This is a genomic window from Candidatus Eisenbacteria bacterium (genome assembly GCA_020847735.1).
In the GTDB taxonomy this organism is placed as follows: Bacteria; Eisenbacteria; RBG-16-71-46; order RBG-16-71-46; family RBG-16-71-46; genus CAIXRL01.
Genome location: JADLBL010000008.1, coordinates 34,560 through 52,633, shown reverse-complemented (window position 1 = coordinate 52,633; position 18,074 = coordinate 34,560). Strand labels below are relative to the sequence as shown.

General features: G+C 71.2%; 14 protein-coding genes. 9 read left to right on the top strand and 5 right to left on the bottom strand.

All coding sequences use genetic code 11. The features are described 5' to 3' along the window. The first annotated feature begins 13 nt into the window (after nt 1-13). The 4 genes from IT347_03885 (at nt 14) to IT347_03870 (ending at nt 3,272) form a co-directional block, all read left to right on the top strand. On the top strand, nt 14-1,036 hold the full coding sequence (locus IT347_03885) for a galactose-1-phosphate uridylyltransferase (protein MCC6348718.1): 1,023 nt from the start codon (nt 14-16) through the stop codon (nt 1,034-1,036). A gap of 88 nt (nt 1,037-1,124) precedes the next feature. Then, entirely contained in the window at nt 1,125-1,610 is a 486-nt protein-coding gene (locus tag IT347_03880; protein MCC6348717.1) for a hypothetical protein, read from the top strand. A gap of 140 nt (nt 1,611-1,750) precedes the next feature. Further along, the gene (locus IT347_03875; protein MCC6348716.1) at nt 1,751-2,302 is read left to right on the top strand and encodes a hypothetical protein; all 552 of its coding nucleotides are present in this window, start codon (nt 1,751-1,753) and stop codon (nt 2,300-2,302) included. 433 nt (nt 2,303-2,735) lie between these two features. Next, on the top strand, nt 2,736-3,272 hold the full coding sequence (locus IT347_03870) for a hypothetical protein (protein MCC6348715.1): 537 nt from the start codon (nt 2,736-2,738) through the stop codon (nt 3,270-3,272). Nucleotides 3,273-3,814: 542 nt separating this feature from the next. On the opposite strand, the gene IT347_03865 is transcribed toward IT347_03870, so the two are convergent. Then, nucleotides 3,815-5,398 (bottom strand): DHA2 family efflux MFS transporter permease subunit, encoded by a 1,584-nt coding sequence (locus tag IT347_03865; GenBank protein MCC6348714.1) that lies wholly within the window; start codon nt 5,396-5,398, stop codon nt 3,815-3,817. 210 nt (nt 5,399-5,608) lie between these two features. Continuing rightward, nucleotides 5,609-7,354, bottom strand: coding sequence for an FG-GAP repeat protein (locus tag IT347_03860; GenBank protein MCC6348713.1), 1,746 nt, complete (start codon nt 7,352-7,354; stop codon nt 5,609-5,611). A 209-nt stretch (nt 7,355-7,563) separates the two neighbouring features. Here IT347_03860 and IT347_03855 point away from each other — a divergent pair, with 209 nt between their 5' ends. Beyond that, a complete protein-coding gene (locus IT347_03855) occupies nt 7,564-8,295 on the top strand; it encodes an NRDE family protein (protein ID MCC6348712.1) in 732 nt (243 codons plus the stop codon). Between the two features lie 9 nt (nt 8,296-8,304). Here the strand turns inward: IT347_03855 and IT347_03850 are convergent, their stop codons facing one another. Beyond that, nucleotides 8,305-8,835, bottom strand: a complete 531-nt coding sequence (locus tag IT347_03850) for a dihydrofolate reductase family protein (GenBank protein MCC6348711.1) — start codon at nt 8,833-8,835, stop codon at nt 8,305-8,307. A 153-nt stretch (nt 8,836-8,988) separates the two neighbouring features. On the opposite strand from IT347_03850, the gene IT347_03845 reads away from it, so the two are divergent. Genes IT347_03845 through IT347_03835 form a run of 3 tightly spaced genes read left to right on the top strand, consistent with a single transcriptional unit; the run spans nt 8,989 to nt 14,549 of the window. After that, nucleotides 8,989-9,984, top strand: coding sequence for a cyanophycinase (locus IT347_03845; GenBank protein MCC6348710.1), 996 nt, complete (start codon nt 8,989-8,991; stop codon nt 9,982-9,984). An 11-nt stretch (nt 9,985-9,995) separates the two neighbouring features. Beyond that, nucleotides 9,996-12,776, top strand: coding sequence for a cyanophycin synthetase (cphA, locus tag IT347_03840; GenBank protein MCC6348709.1), 2,781 nt, complete (start codon nt 9,996-9,998; stop codon nt 12,774-12,776). Nucleotides 12,777-12,803: 27 nt separating this feature from the next. Beyond that, nucleotides 12,804-14,549 (top strand): Mur ligase, encoded by a 1,746-nt coding sequence (locus IT347_03835; GenBank protein ID MCC6348708.1) that lies wholly within the window; start codon nt 12,804-12,806, stop codon nt 14,547-14,549. Between the two features lie 43 nt (nt 14,550-14,592). On the opposite strand, the gene IT347_03830 is transcribed toward IT347_03835, so the two are convergent. Then, a complete protein-coding gene (locus tag IT347_03830) occupies nt 14,593-15,270 on the bottom strand; it encodes a DUF2306 domain-containing protein (GenBank protein MCC6348707.1) in 678 nt (225 codons plus the stop codon). A 177-nt stretch (nt 15,271-15,447) separates the two neighbouring features. Then, nucleotides 15,448-16,950, bottom strand: coding sequence for an MFS transporter (locus IT347_03825; protein MCC6348706.1), 1,503 nt, complete (start codon nt 16,948-16,950; stop codon nt 15,448-15,450). A 96-nt stretch (nt 16,951-17,046) separates the two neighbouring features. On the opposite strand from IT347_03825, the gene IT347_03820 reads away from it, so the two are divergent. Next, nucleotides 17,047-17,961, top strand: coding sequence for a LysR family transcriptional regulator (locus IT347_03820; GenBank protein MCC6348705.1), 915 nt, complete (start codon nt 17,047-17,049; stop codon nt 17,959-17,961). Nucleotides 17,962-18,074 lie beyond the last annotated feature (113 nt).

The following is an 18,074-nucleotide window of genomic DNA, read 5'->3' as shown; positions in this document are numbered from 1 at the left end:
AAGGAGGGGCGGGATGAGTGCTCTTCGCAAGGATCCGTGTACAGGCCGGTGGGTCGTGCTCGAGGACCCCTGGCAGGTGCGTCCCGTGGAAACGGGGGCGTGTCCGTTCTGCGCTGGGAATGAGTCGCTGACCCCGCCCGAGATTGCCGTGTGGGGCCCGTCGGGACGAAGTCCAAACCTGCCCGGCTGGGAGGTCCGGGTAGTCGCCAACTTGCGTCCCGCGCTTCGTATCGAGGAACCGCTCACGCGCAGGGCGGAGCGCATGTACGACGCCGCCTCCGGTACGGGCGCCCACGAAATCGTGATCGAGACTCCCGAGCACGAAGACCGGCTCTCCGAGTTGTCTCGGGGCCGCATCGCGCTCGTTCTTGCCGCGTGGGCGGCGCGCATCGCGGACCTGAAGCGGGATCTCCGCATCCGCGCGGTGTTCGTCTTCAAGAACCAGGGCGTCATGGCTGGGGCGACCCTTCCGAGCCACTCCCACTCCCAGATCATCGGGCTCCCGGTTACCCCCAAGGCTTTAAAGGAAATCCTCGACGGCGCGCGGTCGCACTTCCGTCTCAAGGAGCGCTGCGTGTTCTGCGACATCCTGCGGGAGGAGCTCGAAGACGGGCGGCGCGTCATTGCGACATCCGAGTACTTCGTCGCGATCGCGCCGTTTGCCTCCCGCCATCCGTTCGAGTGCTGGATCCTGCCGAGAGAGCATTCGCCGGATTTTGAAACCGCGGATTCCAACGTCCTGCTGGATCTGGCGGGCCTGCTCAAGATGCTCCTGCGATCGTTGGAGGCGACGCTGCCCGAACCTGCATTCAACCTCTTCCTCTACAGCGGTCCCAATCGAGACAGTCGGCCGGGCTACTGGACCACGCTCGACCAGGACTTCCACTGGCACATCGCCGTCCTGCCACGCCCGGCACAGGTGGCCGGCTTCGAGGTGGGCACCGGGTTCTACTCGAACCCTGTGTCTCCCGAAGCGGCCACGGCCGAACTGAGAACCAGCCTGGAAGCGATGGTCGAAGGAGGCGCCGGATCATGAGCGCACGAGTGCCATGGGCGACCGACGCCACCTCGAGTGGCGTGGGCCATCCCCGGCCTCCTCTTGCGAGTTTCCGAAGGAGTTGGTCATGAAACGCCCGAGCACTTGGATCGCAGTCGTCGCGTTGGTGTGCATCGCGACAAGCAGCGGCGCCCAATCACCCCCCGACTCAGTCGGCCGGCAGCCGGTACGGCTCTCGAGCGAGTACCCGATCGTTGCCGGGGAGATGGCCGCGATCGTGATGATGTCGAATCTGCCTGCCGCCAGAGTCGAGGCCCAGGGCATCGACGCTGTGATCACGTGTTCGTATGACCGCTTGGCCGGGAAGGTCGTGGTCTCCATCTACGGCGATCAGAGCACCAGGTATTTCGGGGCGCTTCGACCGCTCGAAAGGGCGGAGGCCGCCCTGGAGTATTTCCGGACGAGGCTGTTTCCACTCCTGAAGATCCGCGCAGCTTCCGCCCAGGAGATCTGCCCCGGGGAATCCGGGCTGCGCCTCGTCTACTTCAACACCTTTGGAGGGATTCGGGAGGTCGTTCGGTGGGACGACGGGAAGTACTCGGTAGCAAAGTGATGCGAGGCCATCGGGGGACCGTGGAACGAACACTTGCCTGGTGCACCGGGTGGTTCGTCGCTCCGGGTTCTCCGCCGGCCCTTCAAGGACTCAGCCCAACGCCCAACACGCCGTGCCACGGCCGGATTTCAGGAGGATCAATGCTCACTCGACTCGTTGTCTTCACACTGCTCCTTGGTGCGCTCACGGGATGTTCGAAGCCCAGCACCAGCATGATGCAGCCAGCGCCCGCAGCCGTACTGAAGGTGATCCCAGCGGATGGCGCGACGGCCGTGCGGCTCGATGCCGGCGTGTCGCTCGACTTTGGGGTCGCCGTGGACCGGAGTGCGGTTGAGAGCGGCTTCCACCTCGTGAGTGAGGCCGACATGAGCGGTGCATGCCCAGATGCTTCCATGCCGGCCCACGGGTCGATGGACGCCGTCATGAACGATCCGACCATGCTCGGGCACATGGATACCTACCATGCGACGGCGGGGACGTTTTCATGGAACGAAGCGGGCACGCTCTGCACCTTCATGCCTGACACCCTCATGCGGGTCCAGACCCGCTACATGATGCAAATGGACCGCTCGATGCTCGAGATGATGAGCAGCATGGGCGGGATGATGTCCGGAGGGACGATGACCGCGTCTGGGGACATGGTCGCTCACTTCCAGACTGTCACTGATGACGGCCACTCCGGGCATCACTAGCGCAACCCGCGTCGGGGGATGAGGTAGATGCTCATCACACGCTAGGTGGGGCGCCTGCCCCCGAGGCGCTCCCGTTACCAGCAGGGACAGGCGACGGCGGACGTCAGCCTTCCCCCGAGCGATGGCCTCGTCGTCCTGGCCCTGCTGGGTAGTCCGTGCAGCCCTGCGGGCGAACAACTGCCCAAAGGACTTCGAGTGGGCGGAATCCATGGGAACGCAGTTCAGGTTGTGGACGGTTGTCGCCGCGGTCGCCGTAGTGGCTCCCTGCGCAGCTGCTGAGGGGCAGATGCGTAGCACCTCGGTCAATGCTTCAGCGTCCTCGGACACCAGCGGTGCCGGGCTGATGCAGTGGTCATACGACCAGTGGTCCGTCCCCTGGGTCCAAGTGTTGGGGAGCACTCATGCGCTTGCTCCGGCCTCGAGTGCGACCCTCATGGTGCTGGAGTGTGAGAGTGCCGACCTCGAGCGCGACCGCCTCGCCCGGCACCTGAGTTCGGAGGAGTGCGAGCACCGCATGGCGGCGATCCGTGCCGGCCAGGATACGTCCCTGCTCTTCCGGATCGACCTTCGCGTGATCGACTTCCCAGGGGTATCTGACCTCACGCGGCTTGGTCCGAGCGCATCCGTCTGGCTTGAGGACGATCGTGGGCGCGTGTGGTACCCGATCGAAATGCTGCGTGGCCCGGTCGTGGACGTGGTTCGCGGCGAGCGGTTGAGGCGTGTGAACGACTACTACGCCCCACCCTGGGTACGCGACGCTCGGTTTCGTCATCCCTCTCGCTACGAGCCGTACGGTGGCCGCCCGATCACCATCGCCGAGCATCGGGCTCGCTTTGCAAAGAGGGACGTCCGCTCCATGGACGCCACGATCACACGGTCGACCCGCTGGCTCAGGCTGCACCTGAAGTACGCTTCGCTCGAATGGGTCGCAACATGGGCGTTCCGGTCCGACGCTGAAGTCCCGTGGTGAGGAGAACCCACCGCGAGTGACACCGCGAGCCTGAGCAACGGTTCGTCGCGCCACGTCGTGACACCGAGGAGCGTCGCTCACATGCGCAGGCGCGGGGGTTGGTAGCTGTCTCCGGGTGCCGCAGTGCTGTGTCACTTTTGTGCTAGTTCTGTCGGCGGCCACGGGTCGGTACAGGTTCCGTCCGGTAGCATGATTGACGCATATAGTCCCGATGGACAACAACTTGCTGGATCGGTCGACGTGTGGCGCTTTGGGCGTCTTGGCATTCAACTTCCAGTGGGCGTGGTCGAGCGGGACCGTGGCCGGGCGGGCGGCGGGAAGGTGCGGCGAGGGTGGATCGCGCTGAGGCGTGTGGCGCGACAGGGTTGATAGGAGCGGTGGTGGCTCGCGTCAGCGGATGATTCGCACGGCCCGATTGCGGAGCTCCTGGGAGGATCCGCCGAATCTCGTCAGCGCTCGATCCGCGCGGCAAGAGGAGCCCCCGGGGCTTCGCGTGCGGTTCGGAGCGGGGCGCGCGAACCCGCGCGGACCCGCCGGGCCGGCTATCCGCCTTCGATGAGAACTTCCCCGTCGCCCTCCTGCTTGCCGTGACGGAGCAGCAGCACGAGCGGCACGCTCAGAAGGAACAGGAGCGAGATCAAGGCGAACACGTGGTTGTAGGCCAGCATCGCGGCCTGGCGGAGGATCTCGCCGTCGAGCAGGCGCGCGGCGAGAGAACGCGCCAAAACGGGATCGCGGCCCTGGCCGACGAAGTGCGCGATCATTTGCCGCAGCCATTGCGCGCCGACGCTGCCGGGCCCGACCTTTTCGGTCAGCATGGCGTGGTAACGCACCGTGCTCGCGCTGAGCATCGTCGCGGCTACGGCGACTCCGATGCTGCCCGTGACCTGGCGCACGACGTTGTAGAGCCCGGTGGCCTCCGTCATGCGCGGTCGCGAGATCGTCGAGAGCGCGGCGGTGCTGAGCGCCACGAAGATCAGGCTGAAGCCGACGCCCTGCCAGACCTGCGGCCAGAACAGATCCCAGTAGCCGATGTCCACCGAGAGCCGCGACATGTCGAAGAATCCGTAACACGCCGTCAGCAACCCCAGCCCGACCAGCACCCGCGGCCCGAGACGGTTGTAGAAGCGGCCGGAGAGGGGCATCACCACCGCCATGGCCAGGCTGCGCGGCATCATGATGAGCCCGGACTGCATCGCGTCGAAGCCGAGCAGGCGCTGCAGCATGATCGGCAGCAGGAACAGGCTGCCGAACAGGGCGAAGCCGAGCACTCCGCCGATCGCGGTCGCCGAGCTGAACGAAACGTTGGCCAGGATGCGCAGGTTCACGGCCGGCCGCTCGGCGGTCAGCTCGCGCCAGACGAACAGCACGAGCCCGACCGCGGCGATCACGGCGAGCCGGACGATGAACGCGGACTGGAACCAGTCCTCGCGTTCGCCTTCGGCGATCATCAGCTGGAACGCGCCGAGTCCCACCACCAGCAGCGTGAGCCCCGCCCAGTCGATCGCGCCGCGGTCGCGCTTCAGGTACGGAGGATCCTCGATGAAGCGTGAAACGAGCAGAAGGTTGAGCGCCCCGATCGGGACGTTGATGTAGAAGATCCACGGCCACGAGTACTGGTCGGTGATCCAGCCGCCGAGCGTCGGGCCGAATGCGGGCGCGAGCACGACGCCGAAGCCGTAGAGGCCCATGGCGAGGCCCTGCTCCTCGGGCGGAAAGGTCTCGCGCAGGATCGCCTGCGAGACGGTCAGCAGGACGCCGCCGCCGAAGCCCTGCGCGATCCGGAACGCGACCATGAAGCCCATGTCCCGAGCGAGCCCGCACGCCATGGACGCGAGCGTGAAGGTCAGCACGCTCGCCATGTAGAAACGCTTGCGCCCGAAGCGCGACGAGAGCAGTCCGGTGATCGGCATGATGATCACCTGGGCGAGGATGTAGGCGGTCACCGCCCAGGTGATTTCTTCGAGCGTCGCGCCGAGCGTGCCGGACATGTCGGGCAGCGCGACGTTCACGATGCTCGAATCGAGCACCGCCATGATCGTGCCGGTGAGGACCGACACGCTGACCAGCCACTTGCGCGGGAACCGGCGCGGGCTCGGGAGATCCTCGGGGTTGTCGTGGAGCATGACGGGATTGCGCACCGCGCAGTGTACACCGTGCATTCCCACGGAGGCTCGCCGGCGAAGCGGCTCGCCGTGACGATCGCCGGCTCCGCCGAGGGCCGACGATCGCCGAATTCGCTTCTCCGGCCCCGGCCGGCTGGTTCGCGGTGCGGCCGCGGCCGCGGCGGGGGCGCCGAAGCGCTGAAGCCCAGCCGCGCTGAACGCGGCCGGGCTTCAGCGCACGATCGCCAGCCTGCTCGCCCGCCGGCTGCCCTCGACGTCGAGGCCCAGGAAGTAGAGCCCCGGCGCCAGCGGCGCGCCCGCGCGATCGAGTCCGCGGAAGGTCACGCGGTGCGTGCCCGCCTCGAGGGCGCGATCGAGCACGGCGGCCACCTCGCGGCCGTGCGCGTCGAACATCGCCAGTCGTACGCGCGCGGCCCGGGGCAGCGTGAAGCGCGCGGTCGCGCTGCCGCCGGAGACCAGCGGGTTCGGCGAGGGCGGCGACAGCGCGAGCCCGTCCGCCGGAGCCGGCGGCGGCGCGTCGAGCGCGCCGGGGATGCCGTAGAGCAGGTAAACGTAGCCGTAGGTCGCCGTAGGGCCCTCGGAGGGCCCGGAGCTGCCGCCGGCCACGTCCACGGCGCCGTCACCATTCAAGTCCATGTTGGCCGCCATGGACTGCCCGAGTGCCATGGTCCGCTCGCCAGGCGAGTAGCCCCAGCTCTCGATGGTCGAGGGCCCGACGCCGGCGCGGCCGTAGAAGATCTCCAGCCGCCCCTCGCTGAACTGCGTGATCGCTTCGCGAAGGGAGGAAAGGTAAAGGTCGTCTATTCCGTCGTGGTTCACGTCGCCCGCGAAGCCGACGGTGCGACCCAGGTGCGCCTGCACGCTGTGTCCGGTGATCCACCACGGCGCCGTCGGCGAGAGCCCGGTGGGCGAGCCGAAGAAGAGGAACGCCCGGCCCTGCCCTTCCTGTGGCGCCACGCCGGTCGTATCGAAGTGATGGGCGCCGACGAGCACGTCGCCGAACCCGTCCGCGTTCACGTCGCCCGCGCCGCCGACCGAATAACCGAACCCGGCGCCCAGGTTGCCCGAGTTGACGCTCCACGCCGGCGTCGTCGAGACCCCTGAAGGCGAGCCCAGGAAGAGCTGAGCCCGGCCCTCCCAGTGAAGCGGGTCCGTCGTGTAGGGCGCGCCCACGATCAGGTCGTCCACACCGTCGCCGTTCACGTCGCCGGCGCCCGCGACGCTGTAGCCGAACCAGCCGGCGTCCAGGTCGCCCTGGAGCACGGTGGGCGTCGGCGCGAGCCCCGTGCCCGTGCCGTAGTAGACGAACACCGCACCGGGGTGGGGGAGCACGCCCGGCGCGTTCGGCGCGCCGATCGCGATGTCGGGGTGTCCGTCGTCGTTCAAATCGCCCGCGCCGGCGACCGCGGTGCCGAACCAGGAGTAGGTGCTCGCGCCGATCGCGCTCCACGCGGCCGTGGTGTCGGGTCCCGAGGGCCCGCCGCGGAACAGGTGCGCGCTCCCCTGCTGCGACGCCATGTCCCGGCCCGCACCGACCAGAATATCGTCGAAGCCGTCGGCGTCGAGATCGCCGACGCACGCGAGCGACATTCCGAACTTGGCGCCCGGGGTCGGGTAGGTCTTCACCCAGTCCGGCGTCGAGTCCACGCCGGCCGGCCCGCCCAGGTAGACATACACACGCCCGGCCTCGGCGCCGACCACGCTGTAGTTCCACGCGCCGATGAGCAGGTCGTCGAAGCCGTCGCCGTTCACGTCGCCCGCGCGCACGACCGGGTCCCCGAAGCGGTCGCCGAGCGTCTCGCCGTGGAGGATCACGGGGACCTGCCCGAGCGAGTCCGGGCTGGCCGGCCGCGCCGGCCGCGCGACTGGCGCTTCGTCGCGGGCGGCGTGCGCCGGCTCGCTGGCGGGGCCCGCGAGCGCGGTCAGGAGAGCGGCGAGTGCGGCCGTGCGGCGCATGGGTCGGCTCCGGAGGATGCAGGGGCTCGATCGCGGGCGGAGTGCCGCGCCCGGAGAGCGTACGCGGCGCCGTGGACGGAGCGAAAGCCCCAACTTCGCCGGGAGCGCCCCCGCACCGCGGTTCCCGCGGCCCGCCACGCCCCCCCGCGGCTCTCGCCGCGCCGCCATCGGTTCGCGCCCGCGCCCGCCGCGCGCTACCGTCACGCGCCATGTGCACGCTCGTCTTCGGGCTCCACGTCTGCGGGCCAGGGACTGTCGTCCTCGCGACCAACCGGGACGAGGATCCCGCTCGCCCGAGCGAACCCCCGCGGGTGCTCGCGCGCGAACCGCTCGTGGCGGGTGGTCGCGACGCCATAGCGGGCGGCACCTGGCTGGCCGTTCGCGCGCGCACGGGTCACGGCGAGCCGGGCGTCGCGATGCTGCTCAATCGCCGCGACCCGACGCCTGGCAAGCCGGGCCGGCGCTCGCGCGGGTTGCTGACGCTGGACGTGGCGAGCGCGCCGGATCCCCGCGAGCGGGCGCTCGCCGAGGCGGCGATCGGGCACTACGCGCCGTGTTCGCTGGTCTGGCTCTCGCCCTCGGAGTCCTGGCACCTGTCGATCCGCGCGGGACAGAAGCCGGCGCTCGCGTCCATCCCGGCGGGCTGGCACGCGATCACGCACTTCGAGCTGGACGACGCCGCCGATCCGCGCGCGACCTGGGCGCTGAAGCGGCTGGCGGACCTGCGCTCGCCGTCACGCGCCGAGGCCGAGAAGCGCCTCGCGGCGATCCTTTCGTCCCACGGCGGCGGATCCGCACCGGCTTTCTGCCTGCACGAAGGCCGCGCGCCGACGGTCTCGGCCGCGACGCTGTGGCTCGCGGCCGGAGAGATCTCCTACCGGCACGCGCAGGGCCGGCCGTGCGTCACGCCGTTCGAGGACTTCACGGCGCTCGTCGGCTGAGGGCCCCGCTCAGGCAGGAACGTAGGTCAGGCGGATCACCGACTCGTCCATGCGTTCGTGCGCCTCGAGGCGAAGCGGCGGGCGTGGTCCGGCGAAGTAGGGCTTTCCGTGACCGAGCACGACGGGATGCAGGTAGATTCGGTACTCGTCGATCAGGCCCAGATCGGTGAGGCTGTTCGCCAGGGATGGACCGGCGACTTCGATCTCGCCCTCGAGCCCGGTCTTCAGCTCCCGGACCGCCCGCTCGAGCGGGTCGGCGACGAGCCTGGCGTTGGGACCGACCGACTGGAGCGTGCGCGAGACGACCCACTTCGGCTGTTTCCGCCAGGCGGCCGCGAAGGCGCGCTCGTCGGCATTCCACTCCGGGTGATCCTCGTCCCAGTAGCGCATGATCTCGTACATCCGGCGGCCGTAGAGGGATCCCGACTGCGCCTGAGCCTCACCGATGAAATGGCGGAAAAGCACGGGGCCCGGCGCGAACGCCGTGTGGTCCACATAGCCGTCGAGGGACTGGTTCATTCCGAACACGATTCGGGCCATATCGCTTCATCCTATCCGATGGACCGCACTCGCGGTGGGCGAGGCGGTGCGCGCATCGGGCGGGCCTTCCGGACCCGGTGTGGGCTGCGTTCCGGACCGCCTCACGCGCGGCCATCCAGGCACCTCGGTCGCGTTCGAACGCGCCGTCGGGCCATGCTAGGCTTCCTGCCGCGCGGGCGCGCCGCAGGCGGACCACCCGCGCAGCCAGACCCGCCAGGACGTGCGGGGCGATCCCTCGCACCGGCGGAGCACCGTGCCCGACTTCCCCCGTTTCCCGACCGACAACCGCGTCAAGGAGGACGCGACGTGAGCCCTTCCCGCGTGCCCGAAGGCCAGCAGCGTGGCTTCATCATTCCGATCGGCGGCGCCGAGGACAAGCTCGGAGACGAGGCGATCCTCAAGCGCTTCGTCCGCCTCTGCGGCCGCCGCGACGCGCACATCGCCGTCCTGCCGACCGCCTCGGAGCTGCGCTCGACCGGCCGCCGCTACGAGGAGCTCTTCCGCGAGCTCAGGGCCGCGAAGGTCTGGGTGCTGCCGTTCGAGAGCCGCAAACAGTGCGAGGATCCCGAGGAGCTGGCCGTGCTCGAGAAGGCCAACGGCGTCTTCCTCACCGGCGGCAGCCAGCTCCGGCTCGGCACCACGCTCGGGGGCACGCCGGTGGCGAAGTCGCTGCGCCTGATGAACGCGCGCGGCGTGCACGTCGCGGGGACATCCGCCGGCGCCGCGTTCCTCTCCGAGCACATGATCGCCTTCGGCGAGGAAGGCGCGACGCCGCGCGCCGGCATGGTGTCGCTCGCGCCAGGGCTCGGGCTCACGAACCGGGTGGTGGTGGACCAGCACTTCCGCCAGCGCGATCGGCTGGGGCGGCTGCTCACGGCGCTGGCGTACAACCCGTTCGCTCACGGTCTGGGCCTCGACGAGGACACGGCGGCGTTCATCGGCCCGGACGACACGCTCGAGGTCGTGGGCAGCGGCGCGGTCACGATCGTGGACCCGGCCGACATGGAGTACTCCTCCATGGACCAGGCCAAGCAGGGCGATCCGGTCAGCATGGTCGGGATCAAGCTCCACGTGCTGCTGAGCGGTGCCCGGTACGACCTTCACCTGCGCAAGGCGACGGCCATTCGTTCCGAGGTCGAGGAGGAGTAAGCTTCGCGGCCATGAAGCTCCTCGATTCGTCCGTCTACCTCGGGCCGAGCATCTACGCCCACTTCCCGGTCATCCGCCTGACGCTCGACCTGGGGGCGCTCGAGCAGTGGCCCACCCGGCGACTCGGACCGGCTTTCATTGACGCGCTGCTCGCGGCCCTGCCGGGGCTGCGCGAGCACGGCTGCTCGTACGGCGAGCCGGGCGGGTTCGTGCGGCGGCTGACCGAGGACGAGGGCACGTGGCTCGGGCACGTGCTCGAGCACGTCGCCATCGAGCTGCAGAACGAGGCCGGCGCGAAGGTCACCTTCGGCAAGACGCGCGACGCCGGCGCCCCGGGCACCTACGACGTGGTCTATCAGTACGAGCAGGCCGAGGTCGGGCTCGAGGCCGGCCAGCTCGCGATGCGGCTGCTCCACTCGCTGGTGCCGGCCGGGCTGCGGCCCGAAGGCGCGCTGCCGGAAGGCTTCGCGTTCCCGGCCGCCCGCGACGAGTTCATCCGCTTCACGCAGCGTCGCGCGCTCGGGCCGAGCACGGCGGCGCTCGTGCGCGCCGCCGAGGAGCGCGACATTCCGGTCATCCGGCTCAACAATCAGAGCCTGGTCCAGTTCGGCCACGCGCGCTACCAGCGCCGCATCCAGGCCACCATCACCAGCGAGACGCGCCACATCGCCGTGGAGATCGCCTCCGACAAGGAGGAGACGAACCGCATCCTCACCACGCTCGGTCTGCCGGTGCCGCAGCAGCGCCTCGTCTACAGCGAGGAGGAGGCGGCGACGGCGGCGCAGAAGCTGGGCTTCCCGGTGGTCGTGAAGCCCTACAACGGCAACCACGGCCGCGGCGTGGCGCTCGACCTGCGCGACGGCGCGCACGTGCGGGCGGCGTTCCATCAGGCGCGCGAGATCAGCCGCGCGGTGATCGTCGAGTCGTTCGTCGCCGGCCGCGACTACCGCATGCTGGTCGTGAACGGCCAGCTCATCGCCGTCGCCGAGCGCGTCCCGGGACGCGTGGTGGGCGACGGCGTTCACACGGTCGCGCAGCTGGTCGAGATCACGAACCAGGACCCGCGCCGCGGCATCGGCCACGAAAAGGTGCTGACCCGGCTCGAACTCGACGCGCAGGCCGAGCGCTGCCTCGCCGATCGCGGCTACACGCGCGACACCGTTCCGCCGCGCGACGAGGCGGTCCCGCTGCGGCTCACGGGCAACCTGTCCACGGGCGGCACCGCGACGGACGTGACCGACATCGTGCACCCCGACAACGTCGAGATGGCCGTGCGCACGATCCGGGCGATCGGGCTCGACGTCGGCGGAGTGGATTTCATCTCGCCCGACATCAGCCAGTCCTACAAGGACGTGGGCGGCGCGATCTGCGAGGTGAACGCGGCGCCGGGCTTCCGCATGCACGTCGCCCCCAGCGAGGGCACGCCGCGGGACGTCGCGGGGCCGGTGATGGACATGCTCTTTCCGCCCGGCACGCCGGCGCGCATTCCGATCGCCACCATCACCGGGACGAACGGCAAGACCACGACCGCGCGCATGGTCGCGCACGTCCTCAAGCTCGCCGGGCGCACGGTCGGCCTGACGACCACGGACGGCGTTTACATCAACGGCCAGCTCACCGTGAAGGGCGACATGACCGGGCCGCTGTCGGCGCGAATGGTGCTGCGCGATCCGAGCGTGGACGTCGCGGTGCTCGAGAGCGCGCGCGGGGGCATCCTGCGGCGCGGCCTGGGCTACCGGAAGTGCACGGTCGGCGCGGTGCTCAACATCCAGAGCGACCACCTGGGGCTCAAGGGCGTGGACACGCTCGACCAGCTCGCCGAGGTCAAGCGGGTCGTCGTCGAGGTCGCGCAGGAGACCGCGGTGCTGAACGCCGACGATGAGCGCTGCCTGCGCATGGCGGACCACACGCAGGCGAAGCACCTGTGCTACGTGACCCAGCAGATCCACTACCCGCTCGTGAAGGAGCACATCCGGGCGGGCGGCCGCGCGTGCGCGCTGGCGGAGGGCATCAACGGCCACATGATCACGCTGTTCGATCGCGGCCTGCATCTGCCGGTGCTGTGGACGCACGAGATCCCCTCGACGCTCGACGGGCGCGCGCGCCACAACGTGCAGAACGCGATGTTCGCGGCGGCGATCGCCTACGCGATGGGGGTCAAGGTCGAGGACATCCGCCAGGGCCTGCGCACCTTCGACACCACCTTCGAGCTGGCGCCCGGCCGCACGAACGTCTACGACCGGCATCCGTTCCGGGTCATCATGGACTACGGCCACAACGCCGCCGCGATCCGGGCCATGTGCGATCTCACGGATCGCATGGAGGTGCGGGGACGCCGCCTGTGCGTGCTCGCGGCCCCGGGCGACCGGCGCGACGAGGACATCGCCGAGATCGGCCGCATGGCCGCGGGCCACTTCGATCACTACATCTGCCGCCGCGACGACGGGCTGCGCGGCCGCAAGCCCGACGAGGTGCCGCGCCTGCTGCGCGCCGCGCTGCTCGAGGAGGGCGTGCCGGCGCAGAAGATCGAGACGATCCCCGACGAGCAGCAGGCGGTGCTCGTGGGCCTGCGCATGGCGCGGCCGGGCGACCTGCTGCTGATCTTCGCCGACGAGCTCGCCCGGACATGGGGACAGGTCGTCCACTTCCACGTCGCGGACGGGAGCGACGGCCACGGCCCGCCTGCGGCGGCGGCGACGCCGGCGGCGGTCAACCTCGATCTCGACGAGGGCATGGTGATCCGCGACGAGCGCGGCGTCCGCCTGGCGCGCGAGACCGAGACGACGGACTGACGCTTCGGTCGCGCCCGCCCGCACTCCATGCGCATCCTCGACTCCCGGCGCCTGACCGGTCCCAGCCTGCTCCTCGACGCGCCCGGCGCGATCCTCGAGATCGCGCTCGACGGCGCCGACCCCGAACGGGCGATCCGGGAATGGCGCTCCCGGCTCGCGGCGCTGCTCGGGGCGCTGGGATGGGCGGACGCCGCGGTCGCCGCTCGCGCGCACGCGGGCGGACTCAGCCTCGCGTTCTCCGCCCCGGCCGACACGCTCTACGCCGCGACCGAGGTGAACGAAGCCGCGTGGCACGCGGCTTCGCGCGCGCTCGGAGGACCGGCGCCGGAGGAAGGAGACGAGTCGCCGGAGGAGGTGCTCACGCGGCTGCGCGCGGCGGTCGAGACCGAACGGAAACCCTGGCTGCTGGCGCTCGGGCGCGAGGCCGCCCGGCGCGGGATCACGCTGCTCTCGGACGACAAGCGCGTCTCGGTCGGGCTGGGCCGCGGCTCGCGCGCCTGGCCGCTCGAGGAGTCGGAGGGACTGCTCGACCGCATCCCGTGGGCGGAGGTCTCGGACGTGCCGGCCGCGCTCGTGACCGGCACCAACGGCAAGACGACGAGCGTGCGGCTGCTGGGCGCGATCGCGGGCGCCGCGGGCCTCGTGGCCGGAGTGACGAGCACCGACCGGGTGACGGTGGGCGACGAGGTGGTCGCGACCGGCGATTATTCTGGGCCCAACGGCGCGCGCACCGTGCTGCGCGACCGCCGCGTGCAGCTCGCGCTGCTCGAGGTCGCCCGCGGCGGCATCCTGCGGCGCGGCCTGGCGCTGCCGCACGCGCGGGCGGCGCTGGTCACCAACGTGGCGAACGACCACCTGGGCGAGTACGGGATCTTCGACCTCGATGCGCTCGCGGACGTGAAACTGGTGGTCGCGAAGGCGGTCGCCCGCGGCGGCGCCGTGGTGCTCAACGCCGACGATCCGCGCCTGGCCGAGCGGGGCCGGCGCCTCGCCACGCCCGTGATCTGGTTCAGCCTGAACGACGACCACCCGCTGCTGCGCGAACACCTCGCGAACCGGGGCCGGGCGTGCCTGCTCGCGGGCGAGCGGCTGGTGTACGCGGCAGGCGGGGAGCGGCGCACGATCACCACCGTCGCCGCGCTGCCCATCGCGCTCGGCGGCGCGGCGCGCTACAACGTGGCCAACGCGCTCGGCGTGATCGGCGTGGCCGCGGCGCTCGGACTGCCCGAGGCCGCGATCCGGGCGGGGCTCGAGGGCTTCGGCGGCGATGCGGGCTCCAATCCCGGGCGCGCGAACGTCTGGAGGCTTTCGGGCGTCACGGTGATCGTGGACTTCGCGCACAACCCGCACGGCCTGACCGCGCTGGCGCAGACCGCGGCCGCGCTGCCGGCCACCCGGCGCGGACTGGTGATCGGGCAGGCGGGCGACCGGGACGACGAGGCGATCCGCGAACTCGCGCGCGCGGCGTGGGCGATGGGACCGCAGCACGTCTTCCTCAAGGAGATGGAGAGCTTCCTGCGCGGCCGCGAGCCCGGCGCGGTCACGAGCGTGCTGGAGGCCGAACTGCGGCGCTGCGGCGCGCCCGCGGCCGCCCTCTCGCACTGGCCCGGCGAGATCGAGGCGGTGCGCGCGGCGCTCGCCTGGGCGCGCGCGGGCGATCTGCTCGTGCTGACGACCCACGCGCAGCGCGGCGAGGTGATCGCGCTGATGGACCGGCTCGCCGCCGCCGGCTGGGCGCCCGGGCGCGAGATTCCCGGGCCCGTGGTCGCCTGATCGCCGCGGCGCGGCGGCGAAGGCCGCGCCGCGCGACGCGCCGTCAGCCCGATCGTTCCACCCTGCCTCCGGCGAGCCCGCCGGCCCGCCCTGAGCGGCGACTACGCCGGTGAATGATCCACTCGGCGACGATCACGTTGATCACCCAGCCGGCACCCATCAGGACGCCGCGCGCGTCCTCGCCGGGCTTTCCCGCCAGCAGGAGCCACGGCAGGTGCGTCAGAACCTGCGTGCCGGCGCCAAGGCCGATGGCGTACGCCCGCGTCATCCACGCGCCGTGCGCCTCGAAATCGCGGCGCACGATCGCGATCCCGGCAAGGACCAGCGACGCGAGCATCGCGACGCCGAACACGAGCCGCTCGACGTACACGGCCACGCCATCGCCAGCGGGCCACGGGTAGAAGTGCGCCATCCACAACCCCGAAAGCGCGGCGGTCAGGCCCAGAGCGAAGAGCACCGCACCGGCCCGGCGATGCCAGGCTCGATGGCGCCGCCTCAGCCCGGGCGCGAACTGGAACGCGCCCAGGAGGCTGTACGGAATCACCGAGAGCACGTGCAGCACGACCGGCAGCGGAGCCGCGAAGAATCGCGCGTTGGCCTCGGTGATCCGCGCGCCGCCCGCCAGCTCGACGAGCCGGCTGGTTCCGGCGACCGCGGGCACCAGGCTCAGCAGGATCAGCGCCGCGGGAATGGTCCACTCGGGGCGGCGGGCGACGCCCAGGGCTCGCACACTCACCGCGACACCCGTCGCAACCCGGCTGGCGCGTCGGCCCGCGCGGAGCGGGACGCAGCGACGAGGGAGCGCCGTGAGCAGGCGAACGCGAACGCGAGCGCCCGCGAAACGGGGACGAACGGAGTGGACGAAGCGGCGGTCGGTGCGTCGAACATGCGGAGCATTCTAGCCTTCCTCCCGGTTGGAGCGGGCGATTTGCCGTGCTGGACGGACCTCCCGGGCCGCGAGCCCCTCGCCCCAGGCCTGAGGCCGGGGGGCGAGGGCGGGTGCCGGGCGGCCGTGGCGTGAGCGCAGCCGCGGCCCGAACGAGGTCGCCGCCACGAGAGCCGCGATGACGAGTGCCGCCGACGTCGCGAACGTCAGCCGCATCCCGGCGGCGATGGCCTCGGGGGGCGCCGTGGCGACGCCTTCGTGACCGACGCCCAGGGCGAACACCGAGCCCATCACGGAAGCTCCGGTGATGAGTCCGAGATTTCGGGCGAGGCTCAGCAGCCCCGCGACGACGCCCCGCCGGTCCTTCTCGACGCCCGAGAGCACGAGCGAGTTGTTCGACGTCTGAAAGAGCGCATAGCTGGCCGTGAGGAGCGCGATCGGCGCGAGATAGCCGGGAACGCCGAGCCGCGCGGGCAGCACGGCCAGCGCGGCCGCGCCGAGCGCGATGCCCGCGAGCCCGATGCGGGTCGTGCGCGCGGCCCCGAGAAGGTCGGCGAGCCGGCCCGCGGGAAGCCCGCTCGCGGCCGCCACCAGCGGTCCGACCGAGAGCACGACTCCGACCAGCGCGGGCGGCAGTCCGAGGGCTCGCGCGAGGTAGAAAGGCCCCACGACGAGCGTGGACATAAGTACGGCCGAGACGACCGCGCTCGTGGCCAGTCCGGTCACGCGATCCCGGTCACGGGCCAGCTCGAGTGGAACGAGCGGCGAAGCGGCCTTCTTCTCCACGAGCGCGAACGCGGCGGCGCCGACGAGCGCGACGAGAAGCAGCGCCAGCACGCCAATCGCTCCGCGTTCCCGCGTCATCGCGAGCGCGTAGGCGCCGAGCGATGCGGCCAGCAGCAGCGTGCCCAGCGGGTCGAGTCCGCCGCGCGCGGGCCGCGTGCGATCGGCGGGCAGTTGGCGCAGGACGAGGCCGAGCGTCAGCAACCCCATGGGGATGTTGACGAGGAAGATCGGCCGCCATCCGAAGCCGGCGATGAGCAGCCCGCCCAGCGATGGGCCGGTCGCGGTGCCGATCGCGGACAGGGTCCCGAGCACGCCCATGGCGCGGCCGGTCCGTTCCGGCGGAACGATCTCCCCCACGAACGCCAGGCTCAGCGCCATCATGACCGCGGCGGCGACTCCCTGTCCGGCGCGCGCGACGAGCAGCCAGCCGAGATCGGGCGCAAGGCCGCAGGCGAGCGAGGCGAGCGTGAAGAGCGCGACGCCGACGATCAGCATCCGCCGCCGGCCGAGCCGGTCGCCCAGGCGTCCGGCGCCGGCGACCGTGGTCGTGATCGCGAGCAGGTAGGCGAGGACGATCCACTGGACGGCGGGGAAGGAGGCCGAGAACGCGCGGGCGAGGGTCGGCAACGCGGCGTTCGCGATCCCGGTGTCGAGCGACGCCATGAACGTGGGAAGCGCGAGGGCGGCGAGCGCGGCGGAAGCGGATGGGCGATTCGAATCGGTCGTCATGCCTTCAAGCTAGGGGCTCGGCAGGCATGGCGGAAGACGCACGGTTTGCACTGAATACATGCACGAAACGCCATGTGTCTGTGCTAGGGTCCGCGCGTGTCCACGCCCGATCTCAACCTGCTCGTCACGCTCGATGCGCTGCTGGATGAGGGCAGCGTGGCCAGAGCCGCGCGCCGGCTGCACCTGAGCCCCTCGGCGATGAGCCGGGCGCTCGCGCGCCTGCGCGAGGCGACCGGCGATCCGCTGCTCGTGCGGGCGGGCCGGGGACTCGTGCCGACCCCGCGAGCGCTCGAGTTGCGCGAGCGCATCGGCCCGCTGCTGCAGGACACCTATTCGGTGCTTCGCCCGTCGGTGGCGCTCGATCCGGGAAGCCTCGTCCGCACGTTCACGCTGCGCACGAGCGACGGCTTCGTCGAGAACTTCGGTCCCGCCCTGGTCGCGCGCCTCGGCTCGCAGGCGCCCGGCGTGCGCCTGCGCTTCCTGCAGAAACTCGACAAGGACAGCGGGCCGCTTCGCGACGGCAGCGTGGACCTGGAGACGGGCGTCATCGGACCCGCCACCGGCCCCGAGGTCCGCGCACAGGCGCTGTTCCGCGACGACTTCGTCGGCGTGGTGCGGAGCGGCCACCCGCTCGCGCGCGGCAGGATGACGCTCGCCCGCTACGCCGCGGCCCGGCACGTCGCGGTCGCTCGGCGGGGCGTCACGCAGGGGCCGATCGACGAGGCCCTTGAAGCCGTCGGGGCGCGGCGTGAGATCACGACATTCGTCGGCGGTTTCGCCTCGGCCATCGCGCTGGCTCGCGCGACCGACCTGGTCGCGAGCGTTCCGCGGCGGCACACCGAGAACCTGCGAGGCGGCATGCACGGCTTCGGGCTGCCGTTCGCCACACCGGAGGTCACCGTCTCGCTGCTCTGGCACCCGAGGAACGAGGCCGACCCCGCGCACCGCTGGCTGCGGGATTGCCTGCGCGAGGTGTGCGCGAGCGCCGCGGCCGTGCGGGGCCGCGGCTAGCCACCGGCACGCCGCGGCGATCCCGGCGCTCGCCGCGCGCCCCTGCGCGCCCGAGCGCACCGCGCGCGGTGCCCGAAGAGCGCGCCGATCGTCGCGCACCCGCCTCCCCGGCC

Excerpts from the sequence above, each read along its gene's own strand:
- IT347_03865 (MCC6348714.1), bottom strand. The coding sequence starts at position 5,398 with ATGCTCCACGACAACCCCGAGGATCTCCCGAGCCCGCGCCGGTTCCCG.
- cphA (MCC6348709.1), top strand. The coding sequence starts at position 9,996 with ATGAAGCTCCTCGATTCGTCCGTCTACCTCGGGCCGAGCATCTACGCC.
- IT347_03850 (MCC6348711.1), bottom strand. The coding sequence starts at position 8,835 with ATGGCCCGAATCGTGTTCGGAATGAACCAGTCCCTCGACGGCTATGTG.
- IT347_03825 (MCC6348706.1), bottom strand. The coding sequence starts at position 16,950 with ATGACGACCGATTCGAATCGCCCATCCGCTTCCGCCGCGCTCGCCGCC.
- IT347_03870 (MCC6348715.1), top strand. The coding sequence starts at position 2,736 with ATGGTGCTGGAGTGTGAGAGTGCCGACCTCGAGCGCGACCGCCTCGCC.
- IT347_03885 (MCC6348718.1), top strand. The coding sequence starts at position 14 with ATGAGTGCTCTTCGCAAGGATCCGTGTACAGGCCGGTGGGTCGTGCTC.
- IT347_03845 (MCC6348710.1), top strand. The coding sequence starts at position 8,989 with ATGCTAGGCTTCCTGCCGCGCGGGCGCGCCGCAGGCGGACCACCCGCG.
- IT347_03875 (MCC6348716.1), top strand. The coding sequence starts at position 1,751 with ATGCTCACTCGACTCGTTGTCTTCACACTGCTCCTTGGTGCGCTCACG.
- IT347_03835 (MCC6348708.1), top strand. The coding sequence starts at position 12,804 with ATGCGCATCCTCGACTCCCGGCGCCTGACCGGTCCCAGCCTGCTCCTC.
- IT347_03860 (MCC6348713.1), bottom strand. The coding sequence starts at position 7,354 with ATGCGCCGCACGGCCGCACTCGCCGCTCTCCTGACCGCGCTCGCGGGC.
- IT347_03880 (MCC6348717.1), top strand. The coding sequence starts at position 1,125 with ATGAAACGCCCGAGCACTTGGATCGCAGTCGTCGCGTTGGTGTGCATC.
- IT347_03855 (MCC6348712.1), top strand. The coding sequence starts at position 7,564 with ATGTGCACGCTCGTCTTCGGGCTCCACGTCTGCGGGCCAGGGACTGTC.